Origin of the sequence: Lactiplantibacillus sp. ME-2, assembly GCF_022549155.1 — a bacterium.
Classification (GTDB): Bacteria; Bacillota; Bacilli; order Lactobacillales; family Lactobacillaceae; genus Lactiplantibacillus; species Lactiplantibacillus plantarum.
On record NZ_JAKZEQ010000011.1, the window covers coordinates 1 to 24761 of the forward strand.

22 protein-coding genes and 1 tRNA gene are annotated in these 24761 nt (G+C 42.9%); 19 read left to right on the top strand and 4 right to left on the bottom strand.

Annotation, left to right across the window (positions count from 1 at the left end; all coding sequences use genetic code 11):
- Nucleotides 1-85 precede the first annotated feature (85 nt).
- A tRNA-Lys gene (locus MMY95_RS05690) sits at nt 86-158 on the bottom strand.
- 323 nt (nt 159-481) lie between these two features.
- Here MMY95_RS05690 and yycF point away from each other — a divergent pair.
- The 13 genes from yycF to MMY95_RS05755 all read left to right on the top strand — a co-directional run bounded on the left by yycF (nt 482) and on the right by MMY95_RS05755 (nt 14436).
- A complete protein-coding gene (gene yycF, locus MMY95_RS05695) occupies nt 482-1189 on the top strand; it encodes a response regulator YycF (protein ID WP_003637294.1) in 708 nt (235 codons plus the stop codon).
- Between the two features lie 13 nt (nt 1190-1202).
- The gene (gene walK / locus MMY95_RS05700; RefSeq protein WP_003641656.1) at nt 1203-3077 is read left to right on the top strand and encodes a cell wall metabolism sensor histidine kinase WalK; all 1875 of its coding nucleotides are present in this window, start codon (nt 1203-1205) and stop codon (nt 3075-3077) included.
- Complete coding sequence (yycH, locus tag MMY95_RS05705; protein ID WP_003646176.1) at nt 3058-4383, top strand: two-component system activity regulator YycH; 1326 nt, start codon at nt 3058-3060, stop codon at nt 4381-4383. The genes walK and yycH overlap by 20 nt, the downstream gene beginning before the upstream one ends.
- A gap of 11 nt (nt 4384-4394) precedes the next feature.
- Entirely contained in the window at nt 4395-5249 is an 855-nt protein-coding gene (locus MMY95_RS05710) for a two-component system regulatory protein YycI (RefSeq protein WP_241277535.1), read from the top strand.
- A gap of 358 nt (nt 5250-5607) precedes the next feature.
- The gene (locus tag MMY95_RS05715; RefSeq protein ID WP_003641659.1) at nt 5608-6423 is read left to right on the top strand and encodes an MBL fold metallo-hydrolase; all 816 of its coding nucleotides are present in this window, start codon (nt 5608-5610) and stop codon (nt 6421-6423) included.
- A gap of 110 nt (nt 6424-6533) precedes the next feature.
- Nucleotides 6534-7796 carry a trypsin-like peptidase domain-containing protein gene (locus MMY95_RS05720; RefSeq protein ID WP_003641660.1) on the top strand — a complete coding sequence of 421 codons (1263 nt, stop codon included), beginning with the start codon at nt 6534-6536 and terminating at the stop codon, nt 7794-7796.
- Between the two features lie 554 nt (nt 7797-8350).
- Nucleotides 8351-8830, top strand: a complete 480-nt coding sequence (gene rlmH, locus MMY95_RS05725) for a 23S rRNA (pseudouridine(1915)-N(3))-methyltransferase RlmH (protein WP_003643636.1) — start codon at nt 8351-8353, stop codon at nt 8828-8830.
- 482 nt (nt 8831-9312) lie between these two features.
- Nucleotides 9313-9888 (top strand): TetR/AcrR family transcriptional regulator, encoded by a 576-nt coding sequence (locus MMY95_RS05730; protein ID WP_003641662.1) that lies wholly within the window; start codon nt 9313-9315, stop codon nt 9886-9888.
- Between the two features lie 66 nt (nt 9889-9954).
- Nucleotides 9955-11382 (top strand): coniferyl aldehyde dehydrogenase, encoded by a 1428-nt coding sequence (locus tag MMY95_RS05735; protein WP_003646173.1) that lies wholly within the window; start codon nt 9955-9957, stop codon nt 11380-11382.
- Between the two features lie 106 nt (nt 11383-11488).
- Entirely contained in the window at nt 11489-12442 is a 954-nt protein-coding gene (locus tag MMY95_RS05740; protein ID WP_003646172.1) for a DUF5655 domain-containing protein, read from the top strand.
- Nucleotides 12421-13053 carry a uracil-DNA glycosylase family protein gene (locus MMY95_RS05745; protein WP_003646171.1) on the top strand — a complete coding sequence of 211 codons (633 nt, stop codon included), beginning with the start codon at nt 12421-12423 and terminating at the stop codon, nt 13051-13053. The genes MMY95_RS05740 and MMY95_RS05745 overlap by 22 nt, the downstream gene beginning before the upstream one ends.
- Before the next feature lie 248 nt (nt 13054-13301).
- Nucleotides 13302-13952 carry a nitroreductase gene (locus tag MMY95_RS05750; RefSeq protein ID WP_241277536.1) on the top strand — a complete coding sequence of 217 codons (651 nt, stop codon included), beginning with the start codon at nt 13302-13304 and terminating at the stop codon, nt 13950-13952.
- Nucleotides 13953-14067: 115 nt separating this feature from the next.
- Nucleotides 14068-14436 carry a 6-carboxytetrahydropterin synthase gene (locus MMY95_RS05755; protein ID WP_003646169.1) on the top strand — a complete coding sequence of 123 codons (369 nt, stop codon included), beginning with the start codon at nt 14068-14070 and terminating at the stop codon, nt 14434-14436.
- A 67-nt stretch (nt 14437-14503) separates the two neighbouring features.
- On the opposite strand, the gene MMY95_RS05760 is transcribed toward MMY95_RS05755, so the two are convergent.
- Entirely contained in the window at nt 14504-15151 is a 648-nt protein-coding gene (locus MMY95_RS05760) for an elongation factor G-binding protein (RefSeq protein WP_003646168.1), read from the bottom strand.
- A gap of 346 nt (nt 15152-15497) precedes the next feature.
- The gene (locus MMY95_RS05765) at nt 15498-17867 is read right to left on the bottom strand and encodes an FAD-binding protein (protein WP_241277537.1); all 2370 of its coding nucleotides are present in this window, start codon (nt 17865-17867) and stop codon (nt 15498-15500) included.
- A gap of 464 nt (nt 17868-18331) precedes the next feature.
- On the opposite strand from MMY95_RS05765, the gene MMY95_RS05770 reads away from it, so the two are divergent.
- Nucleotides 18332-19747 (top strand): DASS family sodium-coupled anion symporter, encoded by a 1416-nt coding sequence (locus MMY95_RS05770; protein WP_241277538.1) that lies wholly within the window; start codon nt 18332-18334, stop codon nt 19745-19747.
- Between the two features lie 109 nt (nt 19748-19856).
- Nucleotides 19857-20744, top strand: coding sequence for a LysR family transcriptional regulator (locus MMY95_RS05775; RefSeq protein ID WP_241277539.1), 888 nt, complete (start codon nt 19857-19859; stop codon nt 20742-20744).
- Nucleotides 20745-20813: 69 nt separating this feature from the next.
- On the opposite strand, the gene MMY95_RS05780 is transcribed toward MMY95_RS05775, so the two are convergent.
- Nucleotides 20814-21239, bottom strand: a complete 426-nt coding sequence (locus MMY95_RS05780) for a flavodoxin domain-containing protein (RefSeq protein ID WP_003641671.1) — start codon at nt 21237-21239, stop codon at nt 20814-20816.
- Between the two features lie 335 nt (nt 21240-21574).
- Here MMY95_RS05780 and arsC point away from each other — a divergent pair, with 335 nt between their 5' ends.
- The 4 genes from arsC (at nt 21575) to MMY95_RS05800 (ending at nt 24738) form a co-directional block, all read left to right on the top strand.
- Entirely contained in the window at nt 21575-22000 is a 426-nt protein-coding gene (gene arsC / locus MMY95_RS05785) for an arsenate reductase (thioredoxin) (RefSeq protein ID WP_003641672.1), read from the top strand.
- 319 nt (nt 22001-22319) lie between these two features.
- Entirely contained in the window at nt 22320-23180 is an 861-nt protein-coding gene (locus MMY95_RS05790; RefSeq protein ID WP_003641673.1) for an SDR family NAD(P)-dependent oxidoreductase, read from the top strand.
- A 31-nt stretch (nt 23181-23211) separates the two neighbouring features.
- Nucleotides 23212-24057: an acetoacetate decarboxylase family protein gene (locus tag MMY95_RS05795; protein WP_003641674.1), complete on the top strand. Its 846-nt coding sequence runs from the start codon at nt 23212-23214 to the stop codon at nt 24055-24057.
- A gap of 27 nt (nt 24058-24084) precedes the next feature.
- On the top strand, nt 24085-24738 hold the full coding sequence (locus tag MMY95_RS05800) for a nitroreductase family protein (protein ID WP_003641675.1): 654 nt from the start codon (nt 24085-24087) through the stop codon (nt 24736-24738).
- Nucleotides 24739-24761 lie beyond the last annotated feature (23 nt).

Genomic DNA, 24761 nt, shown 5'->3' on the forward strand with positions numbered 1-24761 from the left:
ACAATATTATTTGCGCTGAAGGTACAAAAAAACCAGTAATCACGGTGTTTATGACACTGCATGAAAACTGGTTAATGGTTTATGATGGGCAGTCAGGGGATCGAACCCTGGACCCACGGATTAAGAGTCCGTTGCTCTGCCAGCTGAGCTAACTGCCCATAACTCAACAAAAAATATAATATCATGAATTTTGAGTTCTGACAACACTATTTCGAAAGTTTTTTCGAAAAAAGTGTTTTTTTGAGTAATTAATTGGTGAAAACGATTGCTTGAACTGGCAAATGATTTCCCGGGAAATACTACGGCCACGCGGATTAGCAATCAAAGAAAGCCAACTACATTTGTGATATACTAAAACCAGTGTTGAATTTAGTTTCAACCAACCCTGACACGAGAAAGGACCTGTTTTCTCGTAATATATCGCGAATTACCCTAAAAATTGAAATGTAAACCTGTTTTCCCCTAAGGAGGAAGAATCGTTATGAAAAAAATCTTAGTAGTTGATGATGAAAAGCCCATCTCTGATATCATGAAATTTAATCTGACCAAAGAAGGCTATGAAGTTCACGTTGCAGCTGACGGAGAGGAAGCCTTACAAAAAGTGGATGAAGTCCACCCTGATTTGATTTTGTTAGATTTGATGTTGCCTAAGATGGATGGCTTGGAAGTTGCTCGACAAGTACGGAAGAACTATGATATGCCAATTATCATGGTAACGGCAAAGGACTCTGAATTAGACAAGGTGTTGGGCTTGGAACTGGGCGCGGACGACTATGTGACCAAACCGTTCTCAAACCGGGAACTCGTGGCTCGAGTCAAAGCAAATCTACGGCGGCAAGGTGCACCAAGTGCTCAACCAGCTGAAGTTGAAGAAAATTCAGACATTGAAATTGGCGATCTGGTGATTCATCCAGAAGCTTATATGGTTTCCAAACGCGGTGAAAACATCGAATTAACGCACCGTGAATTTGAACTGTTACATTACTTAGCCCAACATATCGGCCAAGTCATGACGCGGGAACACTTGTTGCAGACGGTCTGGGGCTATGATTACTTTGGTGATGTCCGGACAGTTGATGTGACCGTGCGGCGGTTACGTGAAAAAGTTGAAGATAACCCGAGTCATCCAAAATGGCTGGTGACGCGGCGGGGCGTGGGTTACTATCTCCGCAATCCTGAAAATGAGTAGAGGTTGCTAAACCGTGTTGAGATTTAAACGGAAAAATTTTTTTAAAACAATTAATTTCAAAATTGCGCTCGTGTTTGCCCTTCTATTATTGATTACGTTGGAAATCGTGGGTGCAATCTTTGTGAAACAGTTGGAATCAAAGAACATCCAGGATTTTAAACAGTCGGTGCAAATTCCAACTTATATTGATAATTCGTTGTCCGAACAATTGACCGTCAGCAGTACGCGCAAGGCCAACGGCCAAATCAAGACGATTTTGTCGAACTACAACAATACGAATGTTGATGAAATCCAAGTTGTTGACAGCAAAGGAACAATTCGTGGGACGAGTGATGTTAATGATCAGTCAGTAGTTGGACAAAAAACGACCGATCGAAACGTCAAGAATGCGATCTATAATAATCGAACTTACACTAAAAGTACCTATGACACTCAGAATAATGGACGCTACTACGTTTCAATCGTGCCGCTATATAGCTCCAATTCAGCGGGTAATAGCAGTCAGTTAGTTGGGGTACTGTATGTACGGGCAAATATGAAGTCTGTCTACAGTACGATTAACAACATTATGGGAATCTTTGTGATTGCGTCACTTGCTGCGATGGTCTTGGGACTGGGAATTGCAATCATTATTGCCCGGGCAATAACTCGTCCAATCGAAGAAATGAAGCAGCAGACGCAACGAATTGCCCGTGGTGATTATGCGGGGCAAGTCCGAGTTTATAGCGATGATGAGTTGGGCCAGTTGGCTAAAGCCATTAATAACTTGTCGATTCGAGTGGAAGAATCGCAAGAGTCGACAGAAGCTGAGCGGCGCCGGTTGGATAGTGTGCTCTCACACATGAGTGATGGCGTGATTGCCACTGATCGCCGGGGTAATATTACCATCATCAATGAAACAGCCTCGGACTTTATGGATGTTACGGCCGAAAAGGCAATCGGTAACTCGATTTTAGATATTTTGAAAATCCGTGATGATTATTCATTGCGTGATTTGATTGAAAATCAAGATGAATTGATGCTTGATTTTTCTTCGAACGAGCGTGACCTAATCTTGAATGCCTACTTCTCGTTAATTCAACGGGAGTCTGGGTTTATTAGTGGGTTAGTCTGTGTGCTCCACGATGTCACGGAACAACAAAAGATTGATAATGACCGGAAACAATTTGTTTCGAACGTGTCTCATGAATTACGGACACCACTGACTAGTTTGCGGAGTTATATTGAAGCACTGAGTGATGGAGCGTGGAAGGATCCTGAAGTGGCCCCAGGATTTTTGAAGGTCACTCAAGAAGAAACCGATCGTATGATTCGAATGATCAATGAACTCTTAAGTCTATCACGGATGGACTCAGGGACCACCCGGGTCGATATGGAATTGGTCAATATTAATGAGATGTTCAATTACGTGCTTGATCGGTTTGATATGATCTTAAAGAAGGATGATAATCCAGCTAAGTATTACACTATTAAGCGCGAGTTTACCAAGCGTGATCTGTGGGTTGAAATTGATACCGATAAATTCACTCAAGTATTGGATAACATTATGAATAATGCGATCAAGTATTCACCTGATGGCGGTGTCGTGACTTGTCGCCTGTTAGAGACGCATAACCAAGTGATCATTAGTATTAGTGATCAGGGCTTGGGTATCCCACGGGCCGACTTAGGACACGTCTTTGACCGATTCTTCCGAGTCGACAAGGCGCGGTCACGGGCCCAAGGTGGGACGGGCCTCGGTTTGGCGATTTCAAAAGAAGTTGTTCAGATGCTCGGCGGTCGTATTTGGGTTGATAGTGTTGAAGGTAAGGGGTCTACGTTCTATATCTCCCTGCCATACGAACCTTATGAGGAGGAGGACCTTTGGGATGACGACTCACAAGCTTAGACGCTTTATCTTACCCATTTTATTGACGATTCTGATCTTATTGAGCGTGGTTTTATCCATGTATATCTGGTTGAATCCGTCACGCTATGAGCATGAAAGCAAGGTTAGTACGACGTCATCGAACTCTTCGTTGACAACTCGGACAATCGATGATATTTATTTACCGACACAATTAATTCACACTAACAGTCAGGGTGGCCAATCCCTGCTGATTAATAAAAATGTCAGCTTAGTCAGTCAATTTAGTGAGCAGTTACGCAAATGGGATGCGCGGAGTATCTCTAAAGTTCGCATTACGTCGGCAAAAAGCTACCGTGCGCTCTTAAATGGAACTGATTCGTACGTATTGAACTTTCCTGACAGTATTACTGTCAGTATGTTTAATACGGTCTTCAAGCAACATCTCAGTAATTTTCGCTCCTCGGAATTTAGTCGGATCGTGATTCCAGTCAATGATACGAATCACATCTACTTTTTGAATGATGACCATCATGAGATTTATAGTGTTCGGTTGAAGAAAAAATCTCTGTCGTCGTTGAAAAAAGTTTTGGCAGTCGACAAGGTCAAACGGATTGCTGTCAAGATGACCTATGAGGATAATACAACGTATATTGATTATCCAAAGCAAGTTACGATGCAACATTATAGCTACTTGATGAGTAAAGCGGCTGCGAGTGAGATTGCCAACCGATTACTAGATGCGGATGGTAATTCGACCGTTTCAGTGCATAATCGCAGTGGTAAACAGGAGTATACAACGGGTAGTTACAAGCGCATGACGGTGGATTCTAAGCTAGGAACAGTGTATTTCGAAGATTATAGTGATTCAGGAACCACGCGGAACCTATCACTGACTAATCAGCTAAAGAAGAGCTTCAATTTGTTAACTAGTCTCGGTGTCCCAATGGATAATATCCGCTACTACGGTTTTGACGCAACGAGTAATAGTGTCATTTACCGAAGCTATGTTGAAGGGTTCCCGATCTTTAATCAGACCGAAAATGGCGATGTCCGGATTCAGCTCACTTCTAACGGGTTAGACCGTTACTACTTCTCACTGTACAGTTTGCAGGTGCCAGTACCAACTACTGGTCAGAAGCAAGCGGTGACCTTACCGAGTTCGACAAGTGTGTTAAAACGTCTGAAGGCCGCTGGTTATAAAGACAGTAAAATTGGCAGTATTGAACTTGGCTACGAATGGTCACAGAACAAGTCGTCCAAACTCGTGATCGACCTGACGCCGACGTATTATGTCTACTATAATGGCACTTGGCGGACATATACGTCGATGTTAAGTGGATCTTAGGAGGTGGCCGCATGAATTTTCGGAGAATTGAGTGGATTTTCCTACTAGCATTTGTTGTTCTAGATATCTTCTTGGGTTTTATGTTCGTGCAAACGAGCTCTAAGTTGACACAAACGACTGGTGATACGGCGACCACGATAATTCGTGAAATGCGCGCAGATAATATTAGCTTTAAAAACCCGGACACGAGCGAAGGGACGGGTTACTATATTGCGGGCAGTAACGAGAGTGGTCTCAAACAATTGTTGAGTCAGTTAACTGAACAGACAGCCCGGGTGCAAAGCGGCGGTAAGCTCGTGAGCACACTACGGGCAACCACCACTATCGATACCCGCAATCCTAAAGCGGACTTGACGACGTTTATGAGTCAGCGGACCAATGTAATCCATGGAACCGAGTACGTCTATGATGCGGATTTGTCGTCTAACGGCGATTACGTTTTTGTTCAAAAGGTTGCGGATGGCGAGATCATGACTGGCGCTGGGCAAGTCCACCTATTTGTTAATAAAAACAAGCAGCTGACAAGTTATACTCAGACGTACGTCAATCACGTCAAAACTTTACGCGAAAAGGCTGTTACGATCAGTGAAAAAAAGGCCCTGGTTGCGTTGTATCAATATAATCAGGTGGCAAGTAGTTCCCGGATCGTTTGGGCAAAGCTTGGGTATTCTCGGTTATTGAAATTGAAGGATAGTAGTGTTTACGTCCCAACGTGGATCTTTGCGGTCCGGGGTAAGAATAGTTCTAACGTTACACTGCACCGTATCAATGCCTTTACTGGTTCTTCAATGAAGAACGGTAGTACGGCTAGTGATACGAGTAGTTTAGATGCGACGGTCGGAATGATGTGGAATGCAATTGATTAGTGAAAACCAGTTTAACGACTAGGTGTCGTTGTCGAATAACGGGTGCTGTGAAGAAGGGTGTTTTTCCTAACAGGCCCGTTTTTTGGTGACTAGATTTTTGACTAGTTGTGATACGCCAATGTCGAGGTGGCATGACGTAGCGTGGATTGCTCAGCGTTGATGTTCGCGGTTTCGTGTGAGTTTAATGGCCGGTAAACTAGTGTGCGCATACACGACAGTAAACTAGACTAACCGCGTGATGGCGATAGTCGTGGACGTTAAGTTTGAGCACTTGCAGGTGGCTTGCTTTTCAACCCCGCTAAAAGCGTGTATCATATGAAGATAGTAATGGATTTCAGAGATAGGAAGAGCCTAAATAATGGTATTAAAATTAGCAACGGATGATATGAAAGTAAGCATTCTGGCATCGGGTAGTACGGGTAACGTGACATACATCGAAACGCCAGAGCACAAAGTATTGGTTGATGCGGGGCTAAGTGGCAAAAAAATTGCTAATTTAATGGCGTCGATCGATCGTGATATTAATGAAGTCGATAGTTTATTTATTAGCCATGAACACACTGATCACTGCCATTCTGCGGGGATTTTAGCGCGGAAGTATGGTATGGATGTTTATGCTAATCAGGGGACCTGGGACGCAATGGCGCATAAAATCGGCAACGTTCCTGCCGAATTATGTCATGTCTTTGACCCGAACACGACGCTTGGACTAGGTGATCTCGACGTGGAATCATTTAGTGTGTCACATGATGCGGCCGAGCCACAATTTTATGAACTACATCATGCCGGAAAATCGTTTGTCATCATTACGGATACGGGCTACGTTTCAGAGCACGTTGAAGGTGTAATCAAAGACGCTGACGGCTATTTATTTGAATGTAATCATGACTTAGAAATGTTGCGGATGGGTCGGTATCCATGGCCATTAAAGCAGCGAATTATTGGTGATGAGGGCCATTTATCGAATGAAGATGGTGCGAACGCCTTGATGGATGTGATTGGCCGGCATACCAAGCGGATTTACTTAGGGCATCGTAGTCAGGATAATAACTTGAAGTCCTTGGCGCATTTAACGGTTGCTTCCATGATGACGGAACGAGATTTTGGCGTTGAGCATGATTTTCAATTGTACGATACGGAGCCAGAACAAGCGACTAAGTTAATTACGTTATAGGTTAGCTTTAATGTTTCACAACGCTTCAGTCATAAAAAAATCACACTTTTTCGCTAAAATAAACTTAAAATAAGCATTAGTAGGGAGGGATCGCGTTTCGACGCGCAATTATGGCTAATAAATCATTAATCAAAGTCGCAGTAACCGCACTAGTAGCTGGTTTAATCGGTGGTGGTGTTGCTTACGGCGGTATTAATTATTTCCAAAACAATAACATCGCAACGTCATCGACCAGTGTACCAACTGGTTCTAATAAATCGGGGTCAACGTCAACGACGAACGTTAAGGTCAATGTCAGTTCACAGGCGACCAAGGTGTTTGAAAATAACAAGGCGGCCGTTGTATCGGTCATTAATCTCCAAAAGAAGAGCTCTTCAAGCAGTTGGAGTGGTATTTTGGGTGGCGATGACTCGTCTGGCAGTGATAGTTCATCCAGTTCAGATTCTAGCTCTAGTAAGCTGGAAGAGTACAGTGAAGGTTCTGGGTTGATCTATAAGAAGAGCGGTGACGCGGCTTATATTGTAACGAATAATCACGTGGTGAGTGGTTCAAGTGCCATTCGAGTGATTATGAGTGATGGGACTAAGTTGTCAGCTAAAATTGTCGGAACCGATTCTGTGACTGACTTGGCCGTTCTGAAAATCAATTCTTCTAAAGTAACGAAGACGGCTAGCTTTGGTAACTCAGATAATATCAAGGTTGGTGAAACGGCCTTAGCCATTGGGTCACCGATGGGCTCTAATTACGCAACGACCTTGACGCAAGGAATCATTTCAGCGAAGAAGCGGACCGTGGCGACGACGAATACATCTGGTCAAACGACGGGGTACGCGACGGTTATCCAAACAGATACGGCAATTAACTCTGGAAACTCTGGTGGTCCGTTGTTCAACATTGCTGGACAAGTTATCGGGATCAACTCGATGAAGTTGGCCTCAGATAATTCTGGGACTAGTGTCGAAGGGATGGGCTTTGCAATTCCAAGTAATGAAGTTGTGAAGATCATCAATGAATTGGTTCAAAAGGGTGAAGTCGTTCGGCCGGCTTTAGGGGTTGCAACCTATGACCTATCCAATATTTCTTCTAGTGATCAGAAGTCTGTTCTTAAGTTACCAACCAGTGTGACGAAGGGTGTCGTCATCATGAAGACGTACTCAGGTTCACCGGCTAAAGCTGCTGGGTTAACGAAGTACGATGTGATTACGGAGCTAGGTGGCAAGAAAGTGACCAGCTTAGCCACGTTACGGAGTGCCCTGTATGCCCATTCGGTTAATGATACCGTGACGGTGAAATACTACCATAACGGAAAACTCAAGACAGCCAACATGAAGTTGACGGAAACTACCAAAACGTTAACTAAACAAAGTAACTAATAAATGAGAATTTCATAAACGTCCCTGACTGGATAAAGCAGTCGGGGGCGTTTTTTTAGGTTAGTAGCCGAAATTATGAAAAAACGAAGAATCGATTTTCAATAATCGACTAAATTTGCGAAAGCTGGCAATGGTTGCGACAAAAGCCGAACAAACTGGTTGAAATAGCAGAAAGCATTTATTGTCGAATTTGATGGTGTGCAAAAGTGTGGACAACTTTGGTGATAAATTTTAGTCGCGTTAGTCGAAATTTATGAACAGCCGGAACCATGGGGTTGAAGCTTGTTTAAAAGTTATCCACAGGCGCCGGACTGTCCTGTGGATTTAATTTTAAAAAGTTATTTTAATAGGCCTCGGTTCTTGATATAATAGGATTTGTAACCGGAATCCACGAACAAGTGTTGCTGTGCAAAACTGTGGATAAGTCGGAAAGGTCTTGACAAAACGAGGCTAAATAAATATTGTGGCGAACTGGTGTTCAACACAATATATTGATTATTGAGTTATGCACCTGTGGATAACTATGTTAATAACTTGTGTAAAGGCGGTCAATTATGAACATCAAAATTATCTGTGTCGGGAAATTAAAAGAGAAATACTTCAAACAGGGGATTGCGGAATATGCGAAAAGAATGAGTAAATTTGCAAAATTCCAGATTGTTGAAGTGCCAGATGAAAAGGCTCCAGAGTCATTAAGTAACGCAGAGATGGAAAATGTGAAGGCCAAAGAAGGCCAACGGATCCTAGAAAAGATCAAGGATCGCGATTACGTATACGCGCTAGCAATTTTGGGCAAAGAACGCTCGAGTGAAGAATTTGCGGCGGAAATTGATAAACTAACGACGTATGGTCACAGTGATATTGATTTCGTAATCGGTGGTTCGCTGGGATTATCACCGGAAGTGCTGAAGCGCGCGGATACTCAGATTTCGTTTGGGCGTTTCACGTTACCTCACCAATTAATGCGGTTAGTGCTGTCGGAGCAGGTTTATCGGGCGTTTATGATTAATGTGGGAAGTCCGTACCATAAGTGATGCTAAAATTTGTTTTTCAATAGTTACGGATTTATTAGGTGAATAGGAATTCTAATCTGTTTTTGATGGTCGTATTTATAACAGTTTAGATAAGGCTGCAAAGAATTACAGTTACCTTACTAAAGTGTAAGCAGTATATAGATATGCAATTACCATTAAATAATGGCGAAATAAAAAAGGACGGTAGCAACGATTTTTCAGATGCTGATATTAAGGCTAGATTGAAATAGCCTGGTTATCACTATACTCAATTGATTGATAATAGCAAAGTAAGCGGCAGGTGCTCCTCAAAAAGGCTTGCCGTTTTTGAGTATACCCAATCCCCAAGATGCTGATTGTAGATTCTCAGGTATATATAGCTAGTGATTTTTTGCGTACAGGTGCCACATCCATAAAATTTCTAATAATTTTAATTGACATTTATTAGGGATAGTTTTATATTATTAATCGAACGTTCAATCGATTAAAAGAGGGTGCCAAATATGCGGGAAAAAGATTTAGACAAAGAGAAGAGTATTATCGATGAAGTAAGTCGTATTATTCTAAAAGAGGGAATTGCGGATGTTTCGATGTCCAAAATTGCCAAAGCGAGTGGTATTTCTTCGTCAACTATTTACGTTTATTTTTCAGATAAAGAGGATCTTCTAAAACAGGTCTACCTTGCTAAAAAGCGACAGTTGGCAGCATTTTTAAGTCAAAATATCAATACCAAACCCAATAACTCAGTTAAGTTTGTCCAACAGTTTATGTATGCGTTATACGATTTCGGCATGCAATATTACGAAGCATTAATGATTATTGAACAATTCAATAATTCGCCCATTCTTGATAGCTTAAAAATCAAAAAGGAGGAATCCTATCAAGGTTTCGAGCAACTTTTTGAAGCAGTCAAACATACACCTGAATTTGTCATTTCTTCACCAGCAGTTATTTTAGGTTTTGTTTATGCACCAATTGTTTTGTTTGTTAAAGCCTTAAAAACACGTCAAATTGATAATAAGACAATTATGATCGATCAAGTGGTTGTGATGTGTATGAATGCACTATTGAAAAAATAAAATATCAGAACATGATATTTTTTTGTCTATAATTAAACGATTGTTCGATTAAAAAGGAGAGCTATGATGACTACAATTAATGAGATGCACCAAATTTTTAACTTGCAAAAGACACAGTATGACCGTGCGCAACCAATGACCTATGAAGAGCGTGTGACTGTTTTAAATCAGATTGAGGCATTGATTCGGGATAATATTTCAGAATTAATCACGGCACTTCAAGCAGATTTTGGGCAGCGTGATCCGCTACAAATTGTAAGTGCTGATTTAACCGGACCACTAGCGACGATTGCATATATTAAGAAGCATCTTCGTAAATGGATACTACCAGCTAAGCAACGGTCGGGTTTGATGGCATTAACTGGAACTAAACAGTATGTTTATAATGAACCATTGGGTGTAGTTGGTATCATGTCGCCGTTTAATGCACCAATCGATCTTGCGCTAGATCCAGCGGTAGAAGCGATTGCAGCGGGGAATCGAGTGATGGTAAAGATCTCTGAGTATACCCCTAAGACAGCGGCACTGGTCCAGAAATTGTCACAACAGTATTTAAATGAAAAGAACTTTGCAGTAGTGACAGGAGAAGCTGATATTGCGGCTCAGTTTTCAGCACTGGATTGGGACAAACTAGTTTTTACAGGTGGCTCTGAAACTGGTAAGAAGGTATTATCGGCGGCGGCTCCTAATTTAACACCGGTTGTTTTAGAACTGGGTGGTAAAAATCCAGCCGTTGTTTTACCAGATGCTAACAAGCAAATGACAGCTGCCAAGATTGCGCGTAGTCGTTCTGGTAATAGTGGTCAGATTTGTTTGGACACCGATTATGTGTTACTTCCCACTGACCAGTTGGATGAATACGTGCGCTTAATCACTGCACAACTTGCGCAAGCATTTCCAACTTACATTAATAATTCTGAATATTCTGCCATTATCAACGATCGTTCTTACGATCGGATTTTGAGAATGCTTACTGAAGCTCGGCAACGGGGAACTAGGCTGATAACGATTAATCCAAATAATGAATTGGTTCCGGACGTGAAAAGACGGCTAATTCCATTAACGTTGGCGATTAATCCTGATCGAGATTTACAGATTGCCAGAAATGAAATTTTTGGACCTATTTTATCGATTTTTACGTATGATTCACTTGATGAAGCCATCGCTTTTATTAACTCTCATGAAAAGCCGTTAGCCATGTACTTATTTGGTAGGAGTTCAAGGCATTTGAATCAAATTATTTCGCAGACATCATCTGGTGGAGTAGATATTAATGAGTTATCCTTGCATGCGGGTTCGCATTCAATGGGTTTCGGTGGTGTGGGTTATTCTGGAATGGGACGCTATAAAGGCGGTAAGACGGGCTTTGAGACGTTTAGTAATCAAAAATCTGTGTATAAGCAAGGTGTTTTGGCAAAATATACTACGCGCTTAATGGTGCCGATCCATAATAAACGTAATGAAAAGCTGCTGAAGCGAATGTTGGGACTATGAAGTCGTGTTTAATCTAGGGCAATAACATGGTTAGGACTTTTCTTCGTGTCTATGACTAATTGATGTAAAATACTAGTATAAGTATGAACATTGATTAGGAGTTAATATGGATCTCTACAAAATAAATCAAAGTAAAAATAGTTTAAATAAGGTTAGGGTCTCAAGTTTTAATATTGAGCGTGAATTACAAGATTTGATTGAAAATAATTTAGAATTAGTTTTAGGGATTCAATTTATTGTCAGTGAATTTACAGTAGGTCATTATCGGTTGGATACAGTGGCGTATGATAGTGAGGTTCGAGCTTTCGTAATCATTGAATATAAACGAACGTCTAAGGATAGCGTAGTTGATCAGGGCACTGCCTATTTAAACACACTTTTGCAACATAAAGCCGATTTTACGTTAGCCTACAATGAAAAGCTTGGTGCACGGGCGCGAGTGGCTGACTTTGACTGGACACAAACACGGGTTGTTTTTATCGCTGGTAGTTATACTAATTATCAAAAAGATGCTATCGATAACCCCAATTTGCCAATTGAGTTATATGAGGCTAGGAAAACTGAGAATGGCTATTTGACTCTGCTTCAAATTATGAATAATAGTGAAAATAGTCGTTTTGCCAATAAGGTTAGTGCGTTATCGTCACAATCCAAAGTAATCTCGAAAGCAGCGGATGTTGATCAGGTAAGTGATTTGAAGCCCTATACTGAGGAAATGTTCCTAGATAAAGCTACTGCTAATATTTGTGACTTGTATGATGAGCTTAAAGCCGCCATTTTGCTGTGGGATTCAGAATTTGAAGTTAAACCGACCAAAGTTTACATCGGACTACGTATTAAACATCATAATGTGGTTGATTTGTTACCGCAAAAAAGCCAGTTAAAAATTTGGATTAACTTATCAAAAGGAGAACTAAACGATCCCAATAATTTATTGAGAGATGTTAGCAGTATCGGCCATTGGGGAAATGGAGATTATGAAGTAATTATAAAAGATGATACTCAGATTGAATATATTCTGAGCTTAATCAAACAGGCATGGGAAAAGTATCGTCACTAAAACTAAAAACGAATCGCAGGTGCATCTATATCACAACAATCAAAGAAATTACTGAAGCTATCAAGGCTGATCCCGATAACGCTGAATATACGGCGAAGGGGTGGGACCCATTATTTCATGTGTTACCGACAGCCACTATTTTAGTGATTAGTCAGGCGCCGGGACGTATTGCCCAAAATACCAAGACGTATTTCAATGATGCGAGCGGCGACCGACTTCGAGATTGGATGGGCGTGACGCGGGAGCAATTCTATCAAAGTGACCGCATTGCAGTTATGCCACTAGATTTCTACTATCCTGGTAAAGGCAAAAGCGGTGACTTGCCACCGCGCAAGGGCTTCATGGATAAATGGCATGAACCGCTGCTAGCAATGATGCCTAACGTTCAACTGACGTTACTTGTGGGCCAATATGCAATTAAGGCTTATTTAGGACGTTCACGGCAAAAGACGTTGACTGCAACGGTTCAAAATTATCAGGATTACTTGCCTGATTATTTCCCATTAGTGCATCCATCGCCCCTAAATTATGGCTGGCAAAAGAAGAATCCATGGTTCCAAGCGACCGTGGTGCCAGATCTTCAACGACGGGTACAGATTGCATTAAAATAAGGTCTATGACAGCCTTGTTAAGGCCAGTGTTCATAGCTTGTTGACTGTAACTTCAAGGGCCTAATTTGGTTAAAAACGTGGTAATACTGAGCATGAATGGCTCGGTATTACCACGTTTTTAGTTTACTGGTTTATGACGATGCGCTTAGCTAGCCAAGCTTTCTCACTTGAAAAAGATAGTACTATCTTTTATAATGATATTTATTCTCTTTGTTCATCACTATTTAAAATATAGGAGCTAAAAATTCATGGAAACAATTAAAGCGGTTCACACCCGGCATTCAGTCCGGGCTTTTAAAGACGACCCTATTGAGCCACAGTTATTAACAATGATTGTTACGGATGCTCAGCAAACCCCCTCGTGGGGCAATTCACAACCATGGCAAGTCTATATTGCAACGGGGCACGCACTAACTAATATTAAACAACACTATGCTACTGCCGCTGAGCAAGGGATTGCGGAAGACGCTGATCTCGCCAAAGTACACCGGGGTGATTTTTCGGCGTTTGCTAGCCAAAATATGGGGCACTGGGTCGGAACTTTTCGGCCCGTGATCGACTCAGACCCGACCACTTATTGGGATAGTCGTGCTAATCTTTATCGCGCACCGGCGATTGCCTATCTCGTACTCGACGCTAACCCTAATAGTTGGTCAATCTATGATTTAGGCGCTTTTTCGCAGACGTTAATGTTGGCCGCAACTGCTCGCGGAGTACAGTCAGTACCATCTTATGAATTGGTTAAATATCCGGCCATTGTACGAAATGCACTCGGGATGCCTGCGAATAAAGTAGTGGCGATGGGGATTGCTTTAGGCTATGAGAAGCCTGAAAAACCGTTAAATCAATTTCGAACTGACCGAGTTGCTACGCCGCAAGTTTTGCATATTATCAACTAATTTAGACTCACTTTTGCAGCAGAAAACCAGCTGTTTACCAGCAGACACTATTGCCAACCGACACCGTTTCATCTAAGATGGAGGGTAACTTGAACCTGATAGGGGAGGCTGGGCAATGCCGACTAAACAACGAACGTACAAAATTAAGTCCTATGTCAACGCTAGCCATGCGGTGCGGTGGGCAACTGGCTCCGGAAAAAAGCACACGCACACGTGGGAAATTGTTTGTGAATTGCACACGGTTGATGCGATGGTCGCTTTTTACGATATTGAAAAAAACTTGCATCAAGCGTTGGATGAATTGTCAGGTAAATTTTTGAACGACTTACCTGAATTTAAAACTGTTAATCCAACTGTTGAAAATGTCACGGAGTATTTATTTACCAAGATTGATAAGACATTGCGAGACAACGGGGCGCAACTGCTGCGAATTGAAGTTAGTGATTCGCCAACACGCGCTTATTGTATTAGTGTCACCGAATAAGATTAATGAAAGGGGCCACCAAGAACGGCAGTTGCAGCTGTTCTTGGTGGCCCTGATTTTTATTTAATTATCGTTTTGGACGGACAACTGCTAAAAAGTCAGCTAAAGCCTGCGGGTTGGTCAATTGTCGATTACACTGATTGCTGTCACGACAAATGTAATTGCCGTTACGCGTGTAAGGTCCGAGACCAGATGACTTGGTTGTCGACATAAAGAGTGCGACGTTGCCAATTGTTTGGCAAATGGCACAGACGCCCTTGACTGTTTGTGGTGCTAAATCTCCCTGGATACCAATGAGACGATCATGATCCGGGATTACTAAATACTTTTTCTGGTTACCACCATCATTCCAACCTAGGTAAGTCAATTCGTGTAATGCTAATTGTGACCATACAGGCTGCTTCAACTTTTTGACCTTGCGAAACAACTTGCTTAGTTGCTTTGTCGTCAAGGATGGAAACGGAATAATTAGCGGAATTAGCGTTTCAAGTAGTTGAGGGGCCTTGGCACGGGTTAGCCGGTCCGTTTGCAAATGGGACAAGAAATTAGCGGTGATTGGATTGTCACTAGGAAGCAGTGGCGTAATCCGCTCGATAGCTTGTGCCCGTACGACGGCTCTAATTTGAAGATCGTTTACGGCGAGCTCGGCGCTAATTAACTGATTGACTTGCTGAGTAATATAACTGTATTGATAGGTGGTAATTGTCGGTTGCATAATATAATTCCTTTCAGATTCAAACCAGACACTTCTCTGAAAGGTTCTGTCGAAAAGTGTCGCTAACGAGCAGCACTTTTGCGTACAGATAATGATGCCATCATCATTAATCATCTCCTTATTGTGGCCGATTATAGCCACAGCGATAAACAGTATAACGTATACTGCTGATTTTGGCAATAGATGGTGTCTGTTTTGATAGGCACCTTGCATAACTTATATTTGGAAATCAAATACCGTAAGTCCTAAAATGTTTCACGTGAAACTTTCGCCATGGGACACTAAAACATCACGCAACTCGTGAGTTACGTGATGTTCTCAAATACATATTCGCTTTGAATTGTGCTTAATTCGTGACTGAATCTTTGACTTGTTTCAGCGCATTTTGGACCGCTTCTTTAATAGCTCGGCTAGATGCAGAGGCACCTAAAACGGCGTCAACGCTAGTGGAGTTGGCTGCCACAATTTCTTGTGGAATTTGATCGATAGCGGTTAAACCAACATCTTCACTTTCATGGTGTTGAATAACATCGACTGCTTGAATTTTATGGTCGTTGTAAGTCACACGCACAATAACTTTGCCACCTAGCCCGGCATTGGAACTGCCGAGATATTGATCAGCGGCCAGTTTAACATTAGATGCTGTTTCGCCATCAACAAGGTCATTAATTCCGTTGGCTTCGTTGGCGGTGACAGATTCACTATCTACCTTTGGACGAGCAGCGTTTTCACCGGCTAACTTACCAAAGATCAAACATTCGGCTAAATTACCACCACCTTGATAGCAGTTTGCAACGATACCGCCTAATTCACCAGCGCCGAACAAGCGTGGAATAGGTTCGTCATTGACGTTGAGAATTTGGGCATTTTCATTGCGTTGTGGCCCCCCTTGCGTGTTGAGGACGTCATTGGCCGCAGCAATGGCATAGTAAGGGCCATCGTCCAGTTGACGCATCGTTTGCGGATCACGACCAAATTCAAAATCACGTCCCACTTCTGTGTAGTGATTAAAGTCAGTTACCGTCTGTTGTAGATTATTAGCAGGAACTCCCAATTTGGCGGCCAATTGTGCAATCGTTGGCGCGGAAACGAGCTTGGTCATGAATTTCGGATACGGTAACTGACCAGCCTGACTTTCTTCTTGTTTGAAGGCATCGTACTGGGTTTGATCAAAAATTAAGTAGGGGTGCTGATTATTCATTGGGATTAGCCAAGAGCCATGTGTGTAAACGTGTCCGTGACGGTGCTTAGCGTCTTCTTGGAAGTAGCGTGTCCCGTCATCAGCGATAACGAAAATACTACCGTTTTTTAATAAAGGCCAGTGTTCAATTTGACGGCCCCGTTCATTGGCGTCTTCTTTGAAGGTGATTCCAGGTAAGATACCGTGAGATTCATAATTGGTCATGTGCCACATTTTGGCATCAACTTCTTGAGCCATTTTGATACCATCACCGCGGTTATAGAGCGTCCCAAGTGGTGTCAGATGATCACTGTGCAAGTAGGTTTGCTTTAACTCAGGATTGTTTTCAAAACCACCCATAGCTAAAACGACGCCATTATTGGCATGGATATTAAGCAGTCGCTCGCCCCGTTTGATTTGGACCCCTTGGATCACTTTAGTATTAGGATCTTGGATCAAATGTTGTGCCCGTGAGTCCAACCAAACGTCAATATTGTCAGCTCGTTCAAGGACTTTTTGCCGGAGTAGTTTCCATAATGCAGCGTCTTTATCACGTTTGTGAACGAGGGCAAAGTCAATCGTATCACTTCCGGCTAGTTCTGGGTATTCCGCCATGGTTTTCTTGATGGCAACGGCATCACCGGGTTTAATATCATGTTTCCAACTAACGGCTTTAATCCCCAGATATTTTTCAAAATATGCTGGAATTTTACTCATGCCGCTTAAATAGGCGTTGAGTGTCTTAGTAGGGGTACTGAATGGCGCGCCCAGTGCTTGATAATAAGCGGTTAGTTTATCTAAGCTTTCACCCGTAACGACGTGTTGGGCGGAGTAGCGGGTGTTGCCACCTTCACGGCCAAATGGTGCCGCATCAACTACTAGTACGTGGGCACCATTATCAGCAGCAAAACGAGCCGCTGAAGCACCGGCACCACCAAAGCCTAAAACGATGACGTCGTAGTTACCGTGCCAGTTCACATTGAGCGCGGGCGTGCCGTTGAGTGCCTTAACGTATTTTTCAAAGTTATCGAAGCACCGTTCCAAGAACTTGATAGAAGGGGCATCGGTCATTTGACCATTCTGATCAAAGGCTTTAGCAGCGTAGCTTAACATGTATTCATTGCCAGGGAGTACCTGAGCATCAACTCCGGGCGCATTGAGAATATTGCGTAAGTCACCTTGAGCACGACACGTCCCCTGTACGCCAAGGGAAGTACCAACTAACATGACCGGTTTATTAGCAAAGGGGTGGAGCTGGTAAGAAAGCCATTCAATAACGTTCTTGAGTGCGGTCGGAATGGCATGATCGTATTCGGGTACCCCGATGATCACCCCATCGGCCTGGCTAATTTTATCATTTAAGGCTTGAACGGTCGCCGGGATATGATTTTGAGTTGGTTCATTAAAAAGGGGAATCCCTGTAATTTCATTAACGTCAATGGTAGCCCGTTGACTAAAATGATGCTTCATAAATTGTAATAATTCACGGTTGTAAGACTGTTGTGCCGCCGTACCAATCAAGGCAATATATTTCATAATTAACATTCCTTTATTAGTTTTTAGTTGGATAAGTATACGAATTGTTTACGCTTTCAATATAAATAGTTACCTAGAAAAAACAACCGTTAATTTTAACGAAGCCAACAGAATGCTATTGTGACAAGGATAACAAGCTGTGATTAACTTGACGGGTTGTCGAAACTTTAGTGAGAATTAAGCAAGTGGCAAACTTTATTTTAGCTTTTTATAAATTCTATTTATAAAAGTGTCCGATAAAAGGCACTAGTCGCTATGATAATTTCAGGTATTTTTAATCGCAAACAGGTCCCTGTAGGCTGTATATAACGGGTTTTATTGCGACACCTCAAGCAACTACAACTAAATTTAAATTGACAGACTTATAAATTAAGTTATGGTGATATTTAAAAACGGCAAACAACCGTTAATGGCAAGATATGTGAAAATCTTAACAATTATATGAAGATTAGGAGGAAGTGCAGATGTTGAGTGAAATAAAATGGAAGGGCTTTCTGTTACCGCTAATTTTTGGAATTGGGTTATGGCTAGTTACGCCACTACGACCAGTAGCAATTAGTATTATGGCGTGGCACTTATTTGCAATTTTTGTGGCAACGATTATTGCTTGTATTACCAAGCCATTACCGATGATGGCCGTCACGCTGATTGGGATTGTTGTCGCGACGTTAACGGGTGTTTTTACGATGGACGAAGTCGCTACTGGTTTTGGTAATTCGACGGCGTGGATGGTTGCCATGTGCATGTTCATGGCTGCTGGTTTTATTAAATCAGGACTTGGCAAGCGGATCGCCTATCTGTTTGTCAGTTTATTTGGCAAGCGCACGCTGAGCTTAGCATACGCCTTATCCTTTGTTGATGCCGTATTGGCGATTGGTATTCCTAGCAATAATGCGCGGGTCAACGGGATTATGTATCCCATTATTGATAATCTTTCTCGTGAAATGGGATCTGATCCGAAACAGGGCACACAGCGAAAATTAGGCTCATTTCTAGTTTTTAATGAATATGAAGTTAATAATATTACATCAGGCTTGTTTTTGACCGGTTTAGCTGGCAACATGGTGGCTATTGGTTTAGCTAAGATGCAGGGAATCACGGTAACTTGGATGCAATGGTTTATGGCTGCTTGTGTCCCAGGTATTTTATCGCTACTAATTATTCCATGGGTACTATATAAAGTCTATCCCCCTGAGGTGAAACAAACGCCAGACGCGCACCGCTGGGCAACGACGCGTTTGGCCGCACTTGGAAAAATGACAGCTAGTGAAAAAATTATGTCAATTACCTTTATTTTAGCGATTGTTTTATGGTTGATCGGGACTAAAATTGGCATCGATGCGACCGAAGTAAGTTTTATCGCAGTTGTTATTTTGCTGATTACGGGCGTGTTAACGACTAACGATTTGCTCAATGAACATTTTGCTTGGAATATTTTAGTCTGGTTATCGATCATCATGATGATGTCTAAGAAGCTAATGATACTAGGCTTTTTCCCATGGTTTTCCAAAACGTTAGGTCATTTACTGAATGGTATGAACTGGATTAGCGTGCTCATTATCCTGTTTTTAGCTTATTTTTACTTACATTACATGTTTCCGAGTGTTTCAACACAGATTTCGGCGTTATATGCTGGCTTTTTATCCATCGCCATTGGTGCCGGTGTTCCCCATGTTTTAGCGGCGTTACTATTGGCATTTGCTGGTTCAATCAACTTGTCAACGACGCCGTACTCGGCCGGGCCCGCGGCATTATTGTCAAGTACAGGCTATGTGACTAGTGCGGAGTGGTGGCGATTGAGTGCAATTATTGGGGTTATTTTTAACGTCATCTGGTTAGGTGGGGGCTTGCTGTGGACCAAGTTATTAGGCTTTTGGTAAGACTAACTGAGCAATATAGATGCGGTAAGTCGTGATTGATCCTGACCACGATTTGCCGCATCTTTCGTGTTAAAATTAGGTATTAAATAGATTGAATGGGGGCGTTGACGTGAATGAACGCGATTTAAAGTACTTCTGTTCATTAGTTGAGACGGGAAATTACACGGCCACGGCGACCAAGTTTCACGTCACACAACCGGCTATTTCTGCAGCTTTACGACGATTGGAAGAAGAATACCAAGCAGTATTACTAACGCAGGCCAACCATCGGGCCCAACTAGTAACGACGGCAGCGGGGCGGACCTTGTATATTAAGTCTAAGCAACTCTTAAAAGACGTTGCGCAGATGGCACTGGAAGTTCATCACGCTAATGAGCAGCAAGTTCGGCTCGGATTTTCCAATGTTGCGGGTGGTATTTGGCTTCCCCGGGTGATAAAAAAATTTATCTCAGTTGATTTATTAGACCAGGTCACAACGACCGTTGCTGATTCAGAACAATTGTTAGTTGACTTGCGGCAAGGCAAGTTAGACGCAGCGGTTTTTTCAACTTTGGTCCCAGAACGTGCCACGGATTTACGGGTGAGCATCTTAGAGGAACATCAGATGCAGGTCTTGGCCAATGTCAATAGTCCATTAAGTCACTTAAAAACGATTCGAGCAACTGACTTACAAGGAGTGCCTATCATCGCTCGTCCTAAACACGCATTACCACGGTTAGCATTAGAACAATATTGTCAGCGCGGCCACATACAGCCTAAAATCGTCTACGAGGCAGCTACCAACGCGTTAGTCGAAGGTCTAGTTGCTCAAAACGTTGGTGATGGGGTGGTCATTGCGGATTCCGTAGTGCTAAGTGATCAGGTTGTAGGGATTCCACTAGCTGCCCAAGAGCAATTACACTGTTACATGCAACTGGCGGTGCGGAAGTCCTTTTTGCCTAACGCTAAACAGCAGCGGTGCATTGACGTCCTACGTCAAATTAGACGGGCTAATTAGGTCTTCAGCACTAATCCAAAAATAGCGCTCGCATTGACTTTTTCAGTCAACGCGAGCGCCGTCAAATCATTATTGAGCTAACATTTTTTGAGCGAATTCCTTAACGAGTTCAATCTGCTCATCTTTGAGCTTGCCGCCAGTACTGCCGATGATTTTCATTCCTTTGCCACCCATGACTTGGTGGAAGTGGCCGATGACGGGAATGCCCTTTTCGGTGGCAATCTTTGTCAGGGCTTTGTCTGAAACCATTTCTGGTCCGCCAGAAGTTGTGAATAGGGCGATTTGTTTGATCTTAGTCGGATCAAGGTTCTTCATAAAAGCAGATGCGGTTTTGTCGGGTTTCATAAAATAAGTACCGCCGCCAAAAAAGAGTGTGTCAGCTTGTTCGACAGGTGTATCGATGGATTGTGCTGGAACACCTGCCACGCTAGCGATTTGTTCGGCAAATGCTTGTGTATTGCCATTGCGAGTTTGATAACGAATTGCTACTGTCATGGAAAAGACCTCCGATAAATTAGTTGAAATAAGACCGTTCTCGCGATGAGTAACTGCTCAGGGGGACTGGTTATAAGTTTAGAATAATATTGTAATATCAATTCTAGTATAAATCGTTTTGAAATCGATTACAAAAATATAGTGAGCGCATTCTTGAGGGTTAAGGCTAGCTTATTCGATTGCTGGAATAGTCACAGCAATCTATCGCGGTTACGCGCATGACGATGTTGTATCTTAATGGTTATTAGCGGAGCAAGCGGGATTCTTGCGGGCATAATATTGGTGATGATACGCGATTAGTGTCGTTATCGTCAGTAATTTAGGAGGACGGCGAAATGCCAAAAATATATTTTTTATGTACGGGCAATGCCTGTCGCAGTCAGATGGCAGAAGGCTTTGCACAGCAATTATTGGGACCAAACTGGCAAGTTGCTAGTGCTGGGGTGGAGACACATGGCCTGAACCCACTAGCTGTTCAAGTAATGAGCGAGGTGGGTATTGATATCAGTGACCAGGTTTCTAAATTAATCGACCTGACCTATCTTAATCAGTGTGCAGTCGTGGTGACGTTGTGTGGTGATGCACGGGATCGCTGCCCCGTCACTCCGGCAACGGTGACCAGGCTACACTGGCCATTGCCTGATCCGGCTCGCACGACTGGCAGTGTTAGTGACCAATTGCTAGTATTTCGACAGGTCCGAGATCAGATCAAAGCACGAGTGATTGATCTGGCACGGACCTTGAATGTTTCGGCAACGTAGCCGTGCACAATGAACGGTTGCAGTATTAAGAAAATAAATCCAATTATAATGATGCGCATGTAAGCTAAGAAGGGCTGGCATGCGTTTTTATGAGCTAATTAAAGTTGGAACCACACTTTAGTTAGTTATAATTGTGAACCAACACACATGTATAAAAGCTACAGTTTAATCGTCGTAAGACTAGTACTTTTATCCATTACTCAAACAAATTTAGTGGGTTAATATGAAAGCGTAGTCAAGATAAATGACCGGTCATCAGGTTAATATTTACTGATAAGTTAATAAAATCACAATTTCGTCGAGGAGGACGCAAAACATCATGAAAGATTTTAAAGATAAAGTTATGTTTATCACGGGTGCGGCCCACGGATTTGGTCAAGTTATTGCTGAAGGCGCCGCGGATCGGGGTATGAAGCTCACGATTGTTGATATCGACGAACCAGCTTTGAAGAAAACGTACCAACATATTCTCGACAAGGGTGCCGAGGTGTTGATGGTTACCGCTGACGTTACAAAGGAAGCTAGTGTCGACGATGCGGTTGAGCAGGCCATGGAAAAGTTTGGGCGGATCGACCTACTGATTAATAATGCCGGGATCGCGCTACCTGGCCGAATTTGGGAATTGCCGACTCGTGATTGGGAATGGATCATGCATATCAACTTAATGAGTCAAGTTTATGCGATGAAGCGCGTTATCCCAATTATGATTCAACAGAAGACCCATGCGGATATTCTTAACGTGGCTTCGATTGCCGGCTTAGTTGATACGCCCGGAATGCCTTCTTATCATGCTAGCAAGTTCGCTTCTGTTGGGATGACTGAAGCGACCGCCTATGACTTACAACGGGCTAATATTGATATCGACATGCACGTGATGTGCCCTGGCTTTGTTCAGACGGATCTCTATCACACTGAAAATCACCGGCCAGCGCAATACAGCGACCCAACGGACCCGTATTATCAAAGTGAAGCGTACTTAAAGGGACAACAATTTGCGAAGTATGTCATTACCAACGGGAAACCAATTGATACGATTGCCGATACCGTCTTTAAAGCCTTAGAGGATAACCGTTTCTACATTTTGACCCATCCAGAATATAATCCACTGATTGAAGACCGAGTTAAACGGATCGTGACGGATGGCGCACCAGACGTGCACATCATGGACGGTATCATGTAAGCTAATCACGCAAACAAAGGAGTGTTTTACCATGGCAAGTTTTATTGCAAGTGATCAGGATGTTAAGAACTTTTTGACAGCACCAAGCATGAATGACCAGGAAGGTATTGGGTTTGCTTATGCCACTGACGAAGCGGTGCTTAAGGCTTTAATTCCAGCACCATTAAAATTAATGGCACCGGTGGTTTGCGGTTATGTCGTTCATATGGGAAAACCGACTTTTAGTGCCCCATACCTTGAAGAAAGCCTATTTGCGTTAGTTAGCTACAAGGATAAAATGATGGGCGCTTACCCGATTAACCTCTTACTCCACGGTCCCGGGGCGGAGAGTGGTGTGATTGCAGGTCGGGAAGGTGCTGGGATTCCTAAGAAATTAGCGGATGACATCGAATTGCGCCGGAATGACAACAGTGCGACAGCCACGGTCGAACGCCATGGCAAGACATTACTGAACGTTTCGTGGACGGCCGGTGAACTGAATGATCCGTCAATTATGAAACAATTTGCGGGGCAGCTCGCGTTAGGTAAGGAAGCCGAAATGAATAGTTTCTTCTATAAATATGACATTGATCAACATGAAGATGGGACGAACCATTTCAGTAATGTCCAATTAGTTGCGACTCAATTACGGTCCTTAGCTGATCAAGTTGAACCTGGGAACCTAAGTATTCAGTTGGAGTCAACCGATGATGATCCATTTGGCGAATTGAAGGTCTTGAAGCCACTCGGTGCCGCTTGGTTTCACTTCGACACGTCAGTTATGTTCAACACACTGAAGTTGGACGAAGTTGATGCTGCGACAACAATGCCAAAGCTCTTAACGGGTCGGTATGACCGGAGTTTCTTCAATCCCAAGGCAGCGACTTACATTATTTAGGCCGATTACGAAAGCGAGGAATAGCTGATGTCAGAAGCAGTAAAAAATTTGGTGAACAATGATTTAGCAGACGTGATGTTTAACCGCCATTCAGTTCGGCAGTTTGACCCGAACGTTAAAATTGGACGTGATGAGTTACAAAAGATGATTGCGGAAGCAGCCACCGCGCCATCGGCATGTAATTTACAGTCATGGCACTTTGTCGTCGTGGATACCCCCGAGGCAAAGGCTAAGTTCAAACAAGCCGTGATGAAATTCAACTACCCACAGGTCGACAGTGCATCGGCCATCGTCTTTATTGCCGGTGACACCCAGTCGCATTATGTTTATCGCGATGTCTGGAACAAAGTTTATGAGGATGGGAATATTACGAAGGAACGCTTGGATCAGATTCTGGGAACCTTCTTACCATTATATGAAAATGCTACACCAGATTTCTTGAAATTCGATGCGACGATTGATTGTTCCGTTGTCGGGATGCAGTTGCTGCTAGTGGCACGGGCTCATGGGTATGATGCCAATGCGTTCTCCGGAATTGACTTTGAAAAGATGATTCCGACGCTGGGTCTTGATCCTAAACGATACGTGCCAGTAATGGGGATCGCAATCGGGAAAGCAGCGCAAGAACCGCTCCATACGACTCGGTACGATGCCAAAACACAGACTGATTTCTTAGCCTAATAGGTTTATGAAAAGAGCGGGAT

Coding starts and splice junctions, on each gene's coding strand:
- yycF (WP_003637294.1), top strand. CDS start 482: ATGAAAAAAATCTTAGTAGTTGATGATGAAAAGCCCATCTCTGATATC.
- yycH (WP_003646176.1), top strand. CDS start 3,058: ATGACGACTCACAAGCTTAGACGCTTTATCTTACCCATTTTATTGACG.
- MMY95_RS05710 (WP_241277535.1), top strand. CDS start 4,395: ATGAATTTTCGGAGAATTGAGTGGATTTTCCTACTAGCATTTGTTGTT.
- MMY95_RS05715 (WP_003641659.1), top strand. CDS start 5,608: ATGGTATTAAAATTAGCAACGGATGATATGAAAGTAAGCATTCTGGCA.
- MMY95_RS05720 (WP_003641660.1), top strand. CDS start 6,534: ATGGCTAATAAATCATTAATCAAAGTCGCAGTAACCGCACTAGTAGCT.
- rlmH (WP_003643636.1), top strand. CDS start 8,351: ATGAACATCAAAATTATCTGTGTCGGGAAATTAAAAGAGAAATACTTC.
- MMY95_RS05730 (WP_003641662.1), top strand. CDS start 9,313: ATGCGGGAAAAAGATTTAGACAAAGAGAAGAGTATTATCGATGAAGTA.
- MMY95_RS05735 (WP_003646173.1), top strand. CDS start 9,955: ATGACTACAATTAATGAGATGCACCAAATTTTTAACTTGCAAAAGACA.
- MMY95_RS05740 (WP_003646172.1), top strand. CDS start 11,489: ATGGATCTCTACAAAATAAATCAAAGTAAAAATAGTTTAAATAAGGTT.
- MMY95_RS05745 (WP_003646171.1), top strand. CDS start 12,421: ATGGGAAAAGTATCGTCACTAAAACTAAAAACGAATCGCAGGTGCATC.
- MMY95_RS05750 (WP_241277536.1), top strand. CDS start 13,302: ATGGAAACAATTAAAGCGGTTCACACCCGGCATTCAGTCCGGGCTTTT.
- MMY95_RS05755 (WP_003646169.1), top strand. CDS start 14,068: ATGCCGACTAAACAACGAACGTACAAAATTAAGTCCTATGTCAACGCT.
- MMY95_RS05760 (WP_003646168.1), bottom strand. CDS start 15,151: ATGCAACCGACAATTACCACCTATCAATACAGTTATATTACTCAGCAA.
- MMY95_RS05765 (WP_241277537.1), bottom strand. CDS start 17,867: ATGAAATATATTGCCTTGATTGGTACGGCGGCACAACAGTCTTACAAC.
- MMY95_RS05770 (WP_241277538.1), top strand. CDS start 18,332: ATGTTGAGTGAAATAAAATGGAAGGGCTTTCTGTTACCGCTAATTTTT.
- MMY95_RS05780 (WP_003641671.1), bottom strand. CDS start 21,239: ATGACAGTAGCAATTCGTTATCAAACTCGCAATGGCAATACACAAGCA.
- arsC (WP_003641672.1), top strand. CDS start 21,575: ATGCCAAAAATATATTTTTTATGTACGGGCAATGCCTGTCGCAGTCAG.
- MMY95_RS05790 (WP_003641673.1), top strand. CDS start 22,320: ATGAAAGATTTTAAAGATAAAGTTATGTTTATCACGGGTGCGGCCCAC.
- MMY95_RS05795 (WP_003641674.1), top strand. CDS start 23,212: ATGGCAAGTTTTATTGCAAGTGATCAGGATGTTAAGAACTTTTTGACA.
- MMY95_RS05800 (WP_003641675.1), top strand. CDS start 24,085: ATGTCAGAAGCAGTAAAAAATTTGGTGAACAATGATTTAGCAGACGTG.